Here is a 12,379-nt window from a genome sequence, read left to right as displayed (position 1 = left end):
GTGAAATACCAGTGGCTTTCTGATTCCTTGATTGAGGAACTGAAACATCCTTCTATTCCCATGCAACTTGTGTAACTTGTACGCTATATCTAGCGCCTTTGCGTAAGTCCTGAGCTATCTCGTCCAAGCCAACCAATTAGAAAATAACTTCTTCACAAACGGCGTTAGCCGAGTACGGTTATAAGCATCTGCTGCCTTGCGAATCGCTTCGGCTTGCGTGGGATAGGGGTGAATAACCGTGGCAAGAGTTTTCAAGCCAACATTTCCTACCATCGCCAACGTGACTTCGCTAATCATGTCACCTGCGTGTCTCGCCACAATCGTTGCACCTAAAATTTTATCAGTGCCTTTCTTGACGTGAATTTTAGCAAATCCTTCTTCTTCGCCGTCTGCGATCGCGCGATCCACCTCACTCAATGGAATGAAGTAAGTATCCACCTCAATTCCTTTTTCCAACGCCTCTTTCTCGTACATCCCCACATGGGCAATTTCTGGAGCAGTGTAGGTACACCAAGGCATTGTCAGCGTACTAAGTTTTTTGCGCCCAAAAAACAAACTATTCTGAATAACAATCCGGGCAGCGGCATCAGCAGCATGGGTGAATCTCCATTCCATACAGATATCACCAGCAGCATAAATGCGAGGGTTTGTTGTCTGAAGCTTGTCATTGACAATGACCCCTTTTTTGGTGTCATATTGCACGCCTACCGTCTCAAGATTTAAGCCTTCAACATTAGGCGCTCTCCCAACTCCAGCTAGGATTTCATCAACTGTTACTGAAGCTTCTTTTCCATTCGCTTCGTAATAAATAACTTTTCCAGCGCTGCTTGTTTCAACTCGCTTAATTTTGGACTGCAATATTAACTTAATCCCCTCCTGAATAAACGCTTGTTGCACAATTTCGGCTGCATCAGTATCCTCTTTGTCAAGAATATGGGCATTTTTATGTAACACCACTACTTCTGAACCAAGCCGCTGGAACGCCTGAGCCAGTTCGCAGCCGATAGGGCCACCGCCAATTACTGCTAGTCGTTTTGGTCGTTCTGTGAGGGAAAATACGGTTTCGTAAGTGAGATAACCTGCCTCTTGTAACCCTTCAATCGGGAGATTAGCTGCACGCGCACCTGTAGCAATAACTGCTTTTTTAAAACGTAACTTCTTTCCCGCGACTTCGATAGTGTCAGAACTAGAAAACCGAGCATCTCCCAAAAATACATCGATACCCAACTTTTGAAATCTTTCCGCAGAATCGTGATGACTAATCCCGGCACGAATTCGCCGCAGCCGCTCCATCACGGCAGAAAAATCGACTTCTGTACCTTCAGGAATGCGAACACCAAATCTCTCTGCATCCCGAATATCTGCAACAACACGAGAAGAGCGAATCATGCATTTCGAGGGAACGCAACCCACATTGAGGCAATCTCCACCCATCAAATGCTTTTCAATTAATGCGACTTTAGCTCCTAACCCGGCTGCACCTGCCGCTGTCACCAGTCCCGCAGTACCCGCTCCAATTACAACCAAATTGTAACGAGGTGCAGGTTCGGGATTCACCCAATCGGGCGGATGTACGTGAGCCACCAAAGTTTGGTTATAGACATCCATTGGCGACACAGTTACCCGATCAACTCCTAGCTGTGGCATTATCATTCCTCCTGATTAACGCTTTTTTCTAATGCTTTTCGAGCGATGCGCGTAACATAAATCGTCACAGCAACAGTGGCAACAAATCCAACTACACGAACTACCCATTGGGCTATTTCAGTTTCGGTATTTTTGGGCTGTACTGCTCCAATTGTGGCAATACTACCAGCTAAAGAACCGATATAAACATACATAATCGTTCCTGGAATCATGCCGATAGAGGCTAAAAAATAATCTTTCAGGGAAACTTGGGTGATTCCAAAAGAGTAGTTTAAAAGGTTGAAGGGAAAGATAGGTGAAAGCCGAGTTAAAAGAACAATTTTGAATCCTTCCTTGGCAACAGCTTGGTCGATGACTTTAAATTTGGGATTGTTTTCTATTTGCTTGGAAACCCACCCACGAGCCAAATAACGCCCCACGAGGAATGCAGCAGCGGCTCCTAAAGTGGCTCCGATGAAGACGTAAATTGAACCTAAAATTACACCAAAAACCACACCCGCTCCCAAGGTGAGGATGGAGCCGGGGATGAAGAGTACGGTGGCTAGGATGTAGAGGACAATAAAAGTCAGGGGTGCCCAAAATCCCAGGCTGTCAATCCACGCTAAAGCGCTCTTCAACTGTTCCTGGACATTAAAATATTTAGCTGCAAAGATGAGAGCAGGGATAAGAGCAGCAACTAGAAAAAAACCAAAAATCCGTTTTATCTTTGAACTGGAGGGGCTTTGTACTGATTCATTCTCCATAACCTACCTCAATAACACAGATATGGAAGCTGACTCTTAAAGATTAAGCTAATTTTTATAATAAAATTTGGCTGACAAATGATTTTTAGCTGAGAATTGATAATGATTTTATTAAAAAAATGTTAAATTTTTCTAAAAAGAAGCTTAAAATGTCTCGTAAAAACTATTCCTTTAGAAAGATGTGAAAAAGAAAAAGTAGAAATAGACAAAAGCTAGAATGGATGAAAGCTGAGATGTGTGGGGGAGTAAGGAGGCTACAAAATACTAGCTTCACCCAGATGCGATCGCTTGCGTCGGCGATTTAGTTATACCATTTTCATTTTGATGTACTACATGAAGCTCCTCCTAACCACCCAAGAGAATAAACGGAGAACAGATGTGTAGTATCAGCACCTTGAATTGGAATTGACTGTACGTAAAAAATCTAAGATGTTAACCGGAGACCTAAGGACATGGATGAGGAAATCATTAAACAACTAAATATGGAAGTTGAAGCGATGAGCTTCAATGAGTTAAACGAACTTGGCAATAGAGCAGTTAGTTTAGGGCTGATTTTGGGTCACGGCTATCGAAGTAACCAGTACGAAATCCTTCGCAAAAATGAGGTAGTCATGCTAACACCCAAAGAAGCAGCCGCTTATCTAAAAAAATTGATTGGAGAAGTTGGGGGCTAAATGATAATAGGGAATGGGAGTAAAATTGGGGATAGGAAAAGTGCATCTACCATTTACTTCCTAGTAACAGCTATCAATGACCCGAAATTAGCAATTATCAGTTTTTTATAAATTTGCAGACATGACAAATCAGCATGTATTTATTTTCGAGGGAGAACGCGCCGGAAATTATGATAAAGAAATTCTTTTCTGGGTGCCTGGATATGAGCTGATACACGATTTGTTGCAGGCGGTGCTTCAAGTGCGCCTCCCGGAAGAGTCCTCACTGTTAATTTCTGGTTCGGGTTCGGGTAAAGAACTTGAGATTCTGGGTAAGGCAAATTCTTCATGGCGGCTGCTGGGAGTAGATCCGTCTCCGGAGATGATGAATATTGCTAGCGATCGCATCCAGAAAGCCGGACTCCAGGACCGCGTCAGCCTGCATCAAGGCATTGTGTCTGACTTACCTGAAGATATTTTGTATGACGCCGCCACGTTGATTCTAGTCATGCATTTTTTTCCCGATGACGGAACCAAGCTGGCAATGCTTCGCAGTATCACTCAACGGCTCAAGCCAGGTGCTACTTTTCTGCTAGTCGATTCCTACGGGGAGTCGAATTCGGGTCAAGTTGAACGAAAGCTTGAAATCCTGAAGAATTACGTTCTCAAAAAAGGTATTCCTCCAGAACAGGTACAGCAGAGACTCGAAAATATTCCCAGAAATATCCACTTAGTGCCGGAAGAGCGGATCGTTGCGCTGCTTGAAGAGGCTGGTTTTGGGATGGTGGAACGCTTTTATAGTGCCTTACTCGTCGGTGGTTGGATTGCGAAACGTGGGGAATAAATAGCGCGATTGCTCTCGTTGAGAAGTATCGTAGTTAACTTTAGTCATCTGATTAAAAAGATGCTATGAAAGTAAGTGTAGTAGACAAGCAATAACCCTTTGTTCGGTTCGCGGAAAAGATTTTATTTTACAAGTTAATTAAAATTATATTAGGAGTATATACGGGTGAAATTCGGAGCAATTTTGCGATATTTGGGCAATTCTGTGGTCTATTACCCTAATATGGCTAAAGCTACTGGTGGTGTGACAGCTTCTATTTTTTTTTGCAACCTTATTCACCGCCAGTCTCAACTGAGTCATGCAAATGAGTGGATAAAAATAACTTTTAATGAAATTGAAGATGAAACTGGTCTAAGCCGCACTGAGCAGGAACTGGCTCGGATTCAGCTTGTGAAGCGAAATATTCTAAAAGAACGAATGGTTCGTGGTAACAATAATGCAATGGAATTTTTGCCGGATATTGATGCTCTTGAAAAGAGATTGGATGAGTTTTGGCAGGAAGTTTCTAGTGTCTCTTATTTCCCTACAAAAAACACAATTGCTTTACGTCAAACTGGTTCGTCCAAAGTTGACTTTGAAAATAGTTCAAACAATTTAGATTCAGAGCTAACAACAGAAACTCTAACACGTACCCCTGTGGAAGTGATTAAAGGTTCACAGCCTCAAGCTCAAACTAGCAAAACTGATAAATTTTTCCCAGTACAGCGTCAGCAAATTGCTGTGAAAGTTGCACCTAATTACCAATTTAGTGGTCCTTGGAAATCTCCTGAGCAATTCGAGGAGTTTCAAAGAGCTTTATTAGAATATTTCAAGAATCAGGGAGTTCATAACCCTTCTGGATGGGTATTTAAAATTGTAGATGGAATGACAAAAGGTGTGGTGTCACCATTCTGGGATGAATTTGCCACTGGAATTCCATTAGGAGAAAGTCAGAAAATAAAGCGGGACTGGGAAATTGAGCCAGGGGTGCCATATCCAGCTTTTGAGGAAGAGCGTATTCAGTATTACGTCCACAAAGGAGAGCCGCTAGAAGTGGCAGTATCTAAAGCACGTTCTGAACTTAGAGATCCAGTTGTGGGAAAAGATTTATGGGATGGTTTTTTGAGAAAGTGCGATCGCATTGCAGATGAGGCAATAAAAGCGAAAAAATTAGGCGTTGCTACGCCATACCTGCCACCGTCTTTTACAGAGAAACCTCCAATCACAAAACAGAGCGTAATGGATAAGCTAGCGGTGGTTTCTCCTCAATTTTCGCTGGCATCATCTAGTTCCGACAACATTACTAATCTAAGTTTAGAGCAGAAAAATTGTGAGGAGGAAATGCAAAATTTAGGATGCAGCATTCCTACTCTTGCTTCTTTACAAGAAGCTTACGAAACCCCTATGGGTAGAACTCTGGTTGAAAAACAAATTGCCGAACACCCAGAATGGGGTTACGGAATTGTTGATAGTCAAGTGATAGATTTAGTTCCTTTTTAGGGTGGTAAACATGAAACGAATTGGTGAAATTGATGCGTTTTCTTTAGGGCGTCCTTCTCTTTCAGATGAGGAAAGGAAAAACATAAATCGAGCGAAATCTCAGCAACAGAAAGAGGATGGATATCAACATCTTGCTGAACTTTGTCGTTTAGGGGAGTATGACGCAGCAAGGCAACTTGCAAATCGCAATCCTAGCTGGGGTTATGAAATAGTTGGCGGCGAAGTGATGGACAAGAGCGAGTAGTGGAGCTGTTGTCATAGCTATGGAGTATGAGTAGCCGTAATTGGTGTGAAGTTTGCTTATTGAGGGTTGAACAAAAAAAGTAACTTCACTGACACCATTCCAGCAGCTCCCAAAAGTCTAGGTCGCAATTTTCTATCCAAAACCTGGCTGAATCTGCTAGTTTTAGCTGCCGGAGAGAGTCATCAGGTAGAAACCTAGTTTCAAGTTCACTAAGATAAATTTCCCAGTTTTCTTCAAGCCAGGGAACTTGTTTAAGCTTTTCAGCTCTAATTTGTTCAGCCTCCTGGATTTCTGCCAGAGTCCCCACTAACGGAGGGAGGCCTAAACCCATAGAGAAGTTTCTTGCTTCATCTATATTCATTGTTTATTTACCTAGACAATCTCAAACTCTAGCGTATGACTTTCCTGAAAGTTATGGGTGAAATGATCGACTACATTGGTATCGCTGAGTTCAAGATTGTAGAAATCTACAAATTCATGCTCAAAATATGGCCCAGCGTGCCAGGTTCCGACTTCTAACTTGATAAAGCAATTCCCTGGAATGCGGAAAGCGGTAATCTCCTCTAATGCCGGTTGGTCAGTATTATTATTTGGGGGCGCAACCGCGATTAACCAGTCTTTTCCTTCCAGCGAACCCAGGCATTGAGTACATTGGACGTGGCGTGTGATTTTGTGAAACTTGCGACCTTTGTGGTGCAGGCGCATAATGTAAAATCGGGGAATTCCATTTTGCAGGTTTAACTGCGCTTCTTCGGAATCATAAAGTTTGCCGTCAACACTTGCAGAGATTACTTGACCATAACGCCGAAAATTTTCTGGTGTTATCAATTCTGCGTGTAATTGTTGCACTGCTTTTGATGTATTCATATCAAATTTGTTTGTATTTTCATCATCTTAACGGTCATTGTTATCCGAAAAAACTAAGCAAATTACCCACAGACTGGAAGTCTGGGGCTATACAAACTAAGTTCGCCTACGCGGACTCAATTCAGCCTGGGTCGGCAGGCTTTGTTTGTGTAGCCGCGATTTCAATCGCCAGATATTTTGCTTACTCAGTTTTGGGTTTGTATGGAATAATTGAAGCTTGCTTCTCCCCATCACTTGGTCTTGTATACCACCAAGCCCAAGCAATTAAGACTGCTTGGAAGGGAAGTCTTATTGCTTGGAACCAAGGTGAGTTTGGAATAGGATTGAGGTCGATACTATTCACTGCCATATTGATATTTGCAGGGAAAACAAAGATGAAAAGAGTCAGCAGTCCCCAAGCCGCGGCATGACTTACGGGAGGAACTAATAATCCAATCCCACCCAGGATTTCAAAAAAGCCGCTGATATATACCAGTTCCAGAGGGTAAGGAAGTTGCGACGGCACGAGTTTAACAAATGGTGCTGGGATGGCAAAGTGCGCTATGCCGACGCCGATGATACACACACACAGAATCACTCGCAACAGTTCTTTGTTCTTTTTGATGTATTCCATCTCACCCTATACAGACTAACGATTAGAATTTGCTGACAAATTTTGTCGCTTCTTCAGTTTATTCAGTTTGATGTTACTTTGTTTTCAGCCAACAGTTGGAAAAATAGACTGGCGTTAGCATAGCGATCGCGTCACCGAATCGCTCAAAATAAGTAACTACATTAAAACTATTTATCTGAGGGCGATCGCATGATGGAATATAGTCGGCGCAAATTTCTCCTGTATGGTTCAGCTACCTTGGGTACCAGTCTATTGCTGAAGGCTTGCAATAGCAGTCCTACCCCGACAGAAACAGCAGCTAGTGGGGATACTTCTGCTAAAACGGGTAAGGATTTCAAAGTTGCTATCGTTTTGCCAGGGATTATCACAGATAAAGCTTGGAACCAGGCTGGCTATGAAGGCGTGACAACTGCTAAAGAAAAGCTGGGAGTTGAAATTGCTCACGTTGAGAAGGTGGAACAAGCGGATCAGGCAGAAGCTTTGTCAGACTTTGCGCGTCGTGGCTACAACTTAGTGTATGCCCACGGGGGACAATTTGATGCAGCAATTGAGCAGGTAGCAGCGCAATTTCCGAAGACGTTCTTTGTCGGTGTCAATGGTACGGTGAAAGGCGATAACATGGCGTCTTTGCGAATCGATCATTTGCAAACCAGTTATCTGTGCGGCATCATAGGTGCCTTGATGACAAAATCAAATAAAATGGCTTATCTAGCGGCTCAATCTTTTCAAGCAACTGATGAAGAATTGCGGGGATTAGAGTTAGGCGCGAAGTCTGTTAAACCAGATATTAAAATCGCTGCCAGTTATACGGGCGATTGGAATGATGCGGCTAAGGCGAAGGAAGCGACGCAAGCGTTGATTTCTTCAGGCGTTGATGTGATTTATCAGTGGCTGGATAATGCTTCTCCTGCGGTGCTGCAAACCGCCGCTGAGAAGGGAGTTTTTGCTTTCGGCAATACCACAGATCAACTGGATGTTGCGCCAAAGGCAGTATTAACCAGTGCGGTGAAGCGAATTGACTTAGCGATCGCATACTTAGCCGATCTTGCTGTGAAAGGCAATCTAAAAGGTGAGATTTATACAATTGGTTTGGAAAATCCTGAGATTCTCTATCTTGGTAAATTTGGGGCAATGGTGCCAAAAAATGTAGAGGAAAAAGCACTTAATACGAAGCAGGCAATATTAGCTAAGAAAGTTACATTTGAGGCGTGTAAAGAGGGGGGAAAGGATACTCGGTGTGTGAAGCAAGCTTAATTCAGTTGATATCTCTTCGCTTATCACCCGTCGGGGAATCAATTCCCCGGCGGTATATTGGCTAAGCCAATTAGCAAAAAATATTAAAAATGACTTATTTACGTCTTGAAGGTATTACCAAACGCTTTGGCACCTTTATCGCTAATAACAACATAAATTTGAGCGTTAGTTGCGGATCTATTCATGCTCTGCTGGGCGAAAACGGAGCTGGTAAAACTACTTTGATGAATATCCTTTGCGGACTTTATCAGCCAGATTCCGGTCAAATCTACTTGCAAGATAATCTAGTGCAAATTGCTTCAGCAAGTGACGCGATCGCGCATGGAATTGGCATGATTCACCAGCATTTTATGTTGGTGCCGCAACTGTCAGTAACCGAAAATATTATTCTTGGAACTAGCTTCGATTTGCGGCTAGATATAAAAGAGAAAGCGCAGGCGAGCGCGCAACTCGCTCAGTCTTATGGTTTAGATGTAAATCCATTTGCAAAAGTCGGAGATTTACCTGTAGGAGTTCAGCAACGGGTAGAGATTCTCAAGGCACTTTACCGCAACGCAAAGTTGCTGATATTGGATGAACCAACAGCGGTGCTGACGCCGCCAGAGGTAAAGATTTTAGCGTCTATCTTGCGCCAACTTGCTAAAGATGGACATACGATTATTTTTATCAGTCACAAGCTAGAAGAGGTGATGAATCTTTGCGATACTGTCACCGTATTACGCCGAGGTGCAGTGGTGACGACAACTAAAACCGCAGATACGAACACTCAAGAATTAGCACGTTTGATGGTAGGGAGAGAAATCTTACTTCATCTAAATAAATCTGCTCGTTCTTCTAGTGAAGTAGTGCTAGAAGTACAAAAGTTGCAGGTTGAGGATGAGCGGAATTTGCCGGTTGTGAAAGATATATCCTTTCAACTCCACGCAGGCGAAATACTAGGCGTTGCGGGGGTTGATGGCAATGGACAGCGAGAGTTAGCAGATGCGATTGCGGGTTTGCGTACTATTACTTCGGGAACCATCCGGAGATCCCCCTCTAACTCCCCCTTAAAAAGGGGGAGGACAGGAAGAATTACAGCTTATATTCCAGAGGATAGGCAGAAAATGGGTTTGGTGATGGGGTTTAGTATTGCCAGAAATCTCATTCTCAAAGCTTTTATGTTTCTGCCATTTTGCCGCCGTTGGTTCCTCCAGTATGAGGTAATTAATCATCATGCGACTGAGGCGATGGAAAACTTTGATATTCGCGCTGAAAATCCATCGATTAAAGTTAGCCAATTGTCCGGCGGCAATCAACAAAAAGTGGTGTTAGCACGAGAACTTTCTGGCAACCCAGCTTTAATTGTGGCAATGCAACCGACACGCGGTTTAGATGTCGGTGCGACAGAATATGTACAGCAGCGCTTATTAGCTGAACGAGAACGAGGTGCGGCAATTTTATATGTTTCGACAGAATTAGAAGAGATTATGGCAATGAGCGATCGCATTGCCGTCATGTATGAAGGACAATTCGTGGATATCTTAGATGCTGCCACTGCCACAGTGGAACAAGTTGGTTATTTAATGACTGGTGGTATTTCGGCGGGTGTTGAAGGGTAGCGATCGCTGCTAAGTTCAACTGTTGCCTGACGGCTGAAATCGTAGCTACACAAATAAAGACCGCCTGCGCGATCTAAAATACAAAAATTATTCTCAGCCTGCGTAGGCAGGCTTAGTTTGTATAGCCCCAGACTTCAGTCTGTGGGAGTCTTGGCGAAGTCCCACAGTTATGACAACAAATCGGATTCAACCTGTACTTCTGCCACTATTATCGCCGCTTGTCGCGATCGCATCCGCCCTCATCGTCGGCGCTATCCTCATCTTGCTGGCAAAGGCGAACCCCATCACCGCCTACGGCATTCTCTTTAAAGAATCTCTCGCAGACTACTACGGCTTTGCCAATACCATTGCAAAAACCGCACCGTTGCTGTTAGCGAGTTTGGGGGTGCTGGTGCCGTTGAAGGCGGGTTTATTTAATATTGGCGCTGAAGGGCAAATATACATGGGGGGACTCGGTAGCGCCTTGGTGGGGCTGTCTCTGCATGGATTACCCGCATTAATTCACGTACCGCTGGCGCTGCTGGGGGGATTTTTATTGGGGGGAATTTGGGGATTAATTCCGGGTTATCTGAAAGCAGTGCGCGGTGTAAATGAAGTGATTACCACGCTGCTACTCAATTATGTGGCGCTGAACTTTGTCGGATATCTGGTGAATAATCCTTTGAAGGCACCAGGTGCGCCGAGTGCCTTTTCTCCTTTAATCGCAGAATCCGCCCGATTACCGATTATTTTGCCGCAAACTCAAGCTCATGCGGGGATTTTTATCGGATTACTCGCTACAGGAATATTGTGGGTGGTACTGACGCGATCGCCTTTAGGATACCAAATCGAAGCTGTCGGACAAAATCCCACAGCCGCCCGTTACGCCGGGATGTCGGTAGAACGCACTATCATCGCTGTAATGGCATTTGCTGGAGGATTCGCAGGATTAGCGGGTGCGGGTGAAGTCATGGGGCTGAAATATCGACTATTCGACCGTTTTTCACCGGGGTATGGATTTGATGCGATCGCGATCGCACTCCTGAGTCGTGGTAATCTCGCCGGTATCGTCCTTACTTCCCTATTCTTCGGTATCCTCCGCAGCGGCGCAAACGTCATGCAACGCAGCGCCAACGTCCCAGTCACCGTCGTTTACGCCATCCAGGGTTTAACCGTTTTATTCATTGCGATTAGTTTTGCAGTTGAACGTCAAATAAAGCTAAAGAGTTAATTGTTAATTATCTGTAAACTGGCAGCGTGAAGTGAAAAATACTGCCCTTATCGAGATTTGAGTCTACCCAAATCTGCCCATAATGCGCCCGAATAATCCGCTGGCATAAGCCAAGACCAATCCCATACCCGTCTCTTTCTTGGTCTCGCTCTAGGCGATAGCGATCTTCAAAGATGCGCTCTTGATTCTCCGCAGGGATACCAAAACCCGTGTCGCCAACGCTCACCTGAATTTTCTGAGTCGTGCGGTGCAGCATTGCAACTTGAATCTTGCCACCTTCCGGCGTGTACTTAATCGCGTTATCCAGAAGGTTGACTATCACTTGGCGCACCCGTTCTTCATCCGCATAGACATAGGGCAAATCCTGGGGAATATCGGTTTCCAAAGATTGAGATTTCCCCTGACACCGAGCTTTCAGTGAATTAATGACCTCATGACAAAGTGCCCCCAAGTCCAACTTATGCGGTTGAATATGCAATTGGGCACTCGTACCCCTGGCGGCTTGCAGAATATCTGCGATCATCCGATCCATCACGCGGATTTGGGTACGAGCCTGCTTGCTTAACTGCTCGGTCAGTGCTGGTGTTAGCTTGGCGTGTCTGTTGCTATTGTTTGAATTTAAGCTTAATTCCAAGGTTTCCATTGCTAGAGAGGCGGCTGTGAGGGGACTCCGCAGGTCGTGAGCTAACATAGCGAGTACCCGGTCTTTGAACTGTAGCTGCTCTAGCAGTTCTTCTTTTTCTTTCTTGAGGCGAAAAATTTCGTCAGACAGTTGAATCAGTTCTGCGGAATGAGCAACAGACCGAATCGCTGAGGTTTCTGCGGTGGTCGGTGAATCTGTCTCCCGGTCCTGTGCTAAAGTCTCCTGATATTCTTCGGCACACAGCTGCCAGCGAGGCCAACAATTCTTCAATTGAGCGATCAAATTACTCCCAGCTAGCGTCTGTCGGGGTTCCGGATGAATCTTGATCAAAGCTGGGGTTGCCACCAGTTTAAAGTGTTCGGCTAAATACGGCTGCTCTCCGACCTCGACCATCTGAAGTTCAAAAGGAACCTCGGTCTTTAAGCTCTCCAGATACGTTTGGATTTGCTGGATCTGTTTACGCGAACTCGGACGCTCATCGACAAACAGCAGTAGCTGTAGCGATGCTTCAGAATGGGTAGGTTTTTCAAGAGCTGCCTTTATGTAATCTGGTTTCAGCACTGGGAACCAACCGATGACACTTT

At 44.4% G+C, this 12,379-nt stretch carries 13 protein-coding genes; 7 read left to right on the top strand and 6 right to left on the bottom strand.

The features are described from left to right. Positions 1–114 precede the first annotated feature (114 nt). Complete coding sequence (locus tag NC997_RS21570) at positions 115–1,647, bottom strand: mercuric reductase (protein WP_190524941.1); 1,533 nt, start codon at positions 1,645–1,647, stop codon at positions 115–117. A 2-nt stretch (positions 1,648–1,649) separates the two neighbouring features. After that, positions 1,650–2,390 (bottom strand): TVP38/TMEM64 family protein, encoded by a 741-nt coding sequence (locus NC997_RS21565; protein WP_190524939.1) that lies wholly within the window; start codon positions 2,388–2,390, stop codon positions 1,650–1,652. A 452-nt stretch (positions 2,391–2,842) separates the two neighbouring features. Here NC997_RS21565 and NC997_RS21560 point away from each other — a divergent pair, with 452 nt between their 5' ends. From NC997_RS21560 to NC997_RS21545, 4 genes are all read left to right on the top strand, one after another. Next, the gene (locus tag NC997_RS21560; RefSeq protein ID WP_190430834.1) at positions 2,843–3,064 is read left to right on the top strand and encodes a hypothetical protein; all 222 of its coding nucleotides are present in this window, start codon (positions 2,843–2,845) and stop codon (positions 3,062–3,064) included. Positions 3,065–3,185: 121 nt separating this feature from the next. Beyond that, positions 3,186–3,887, top strand: coding sequence for a class I SAM-dependent methyltransferase (locus NC997_RS21555; protein ID WP_190524937.1), 702 nt, complete (start codon positions 3,186–3,188; stop codon positions 3,885–3,887). Positions 3,888–4,052: 165 nt separating this feature from the next. Then, entirely contained in the window at positions 4,053–5,366 is a 1,314-nt protein-coding gene (locus tag NC997_RS21550; RefSeq protein WP_190524936.1) for a hypothetical protein, read from the top strand. A gap of 10 nt (positions 5,367–5,376) precedes the next feature. Beyond that, positions 5,377–5,610, top strand: coding sequence for a hypothetical protein (locus NC997_RS21545; protein WP_190524935.1), 234 nt, complete (start codon positions 5,377–5,379; stop codon positions 5,608–5,610). An 85-nt stretch (positions 5,611–5,695) separates the two neighbouring features. Here NC997_RS21545 and NC997_RS21540 read toward each other — a convergent pair whose 3' ends face one another. The 3 genes from NC997_RS21540 to NC997_RS21530 form a co-directional block, all read right to left on the bottom strand. Next, entirely contained in the window at positions 5,696–5,971 is a 276-nt protein-coding gene (locus NC997_RS21540; protein WP_190524934.1) for a hypothetical protein, read from the bottom strand. An 11-nt stretch (positions 5,972–5,982) separates the two neighbouring features. Continuing rightward, positions 5,983–6,477, bottom strand: coding sequence for an ureidoglycolate lyase (locus NC997_RS21535; protein WP_190524933.1), 495 nt, complete (start codon positions 6,475–6,477; stop codon positions 5,983–5,985). Positions 6,478–6,658: 181 nt separating this feature from the next. Beyond that, a complete protein-coding gene (locus NC997_RS21530; protein WP_190412286.1) occupies positions 6,659–7,081 on the bottom strand; it encodes a DoxX family protein in 423 nt (140 codons plus the stop codon). Positions 7,082–7,279: 198 nt separating this feature from the next. On the opposite strand from NC997_RS21530, the gene NC997_RS21525 reads away from it, so the two are divergent. The 3 genes from NC997_RS21525 (at position 7,280) to NC997_RS21515 (ending at position 11,152) form a co-directional block, all read left to right on the top strand. After that, a complete protein-coding gene (locus tag NC997_RS21525; protein ID WP_190524932.1) occupies positions 7,280–8,344 on the top strand; it encodes a BMP family protein in 1,065 nt (354 codons plus the stop codon). Between the two features lie 89 nt (positions 8,345–8,433). Then, complete coding sequence (locus NC997_RS21520) at positions 8,434–9,942, top strand: ABC transporter ATP-binding protein (protein WP_190524930.1); 1,509 nt, start codon at positions 8,434–8,436, stop codon at positions 9,940–9,942. A gap of 169 nt (positions 9,943–10,111) precedes the next feature. Continuing rightward, positions 10,112–11,152 (top strand): ABC transporter permease, encoded by a 1,041-nt coding sequence (locus NC997_RS21515; RefSeq protein WP_190524928.1) that lies wholly within the window; start codon positions 10,112–10,114, stop codon positions 11,150–11,152. Positions 11,153–11,159: 7 nt separating this feature from the next. Here NC997_RS21515 and NC997_RS21510 read toward each other — a convergent pair whose 3' ends face one another. Further along, positions 11,160–12,356: a histidine kinase gene (locus NC997_RS21510; protein WP_190412155.1), complete on the bottom strand. Its 1,197-nt coding sequence runs from the start codon at positions 12,354–12,356 to the stop codon at positions 11,160–11,162. Between the last annotated feature and the right edge of the window lie 23 nt (positions 12,357–12,379).

This window comes from Trichocoleus sp. DQ-A2 (assembly GCF_039961915.1).
GTDB lineage: Bacteria > Cyanobacteriota > Cyanobacteriia > Cyanobacteriales > FACHB-T130 > FACHB-T130.
Note: the sequence above shows the minus strand (reverse complement) of the source record. Positions and strands in the feature narration are given on the sequence as shown.

Bases quoted from the DNA above. Each gene is read 5' to 3' on its own strand.
- NC997_RS21570 (WP_190524941.1), bottom strand. From the start codon at position 1,647: ATGCCACAGCTAGGAGTTGATCGGGTAACTGTGTCGCCAATGGATGTC.
- NC997_RS21565 (WP_190524939.1), bottom strand. From the start codon at position 2,390: ATGGAGAATGAATCAGTACAAAGCCCCTCCAGTTCAAAGATAAAACGG.
- NC997_RS21560 (WP_190430834.1), top strand. From the start codon at position 2,843: ATGGATGAGGAAATCATTAAACAACTAAATATGGAAGTTGAAGCGATG.
- NC997_RS21555 (WP_190524937.1), top strand. From the start codon at position 3,186: ATGACAAATCAGCATGTATTTATTTTCGAGGGAGAACGCGCCGGAAAT.
- NC997_RS21545 (WP_190524935.1), top strand. From the start codon at position 5,377: ATGAAACGAATTGGTGAAATTGATGCGTTTTCTTTAGGGCGTCCTTCT.
- NC997_RS21540 (WP_190524934.1), bottom strand. From the start codon at position 5,971: ATGAATATAGATGAAGCAAGAAACTTCTCTATGGGTTTAGGCCTCCCT.
- NC997_RS21535 (WP_190524933.1), bottom strand. From the start codon at position 6,477: ATGAATACATCAAAAGCAGTGCAACAATTACACGCAGAATTGATAACA.
- NC997_RS21525 (WP_190524932.1), top strand. From the start codon at position 7,280: ATGATGGAATATAGTCGGCGCAAATTTCTCCTGTATGGTTCAGCTACC.
- NC997_RS21520 (WP_190524930.1), top strand. From the start codon at position 8,434: ATGACTTATTTACGTCTTGAAGGTATTACCAAACGCTTTGGCACCTTT.
- NC997_RS21515 (WP_190524928.1), top strand. From the start codon at position 10,112: ATGACAACAAATCGGATTCAACCTGTACTTCTGCCACTATTATCGCCG.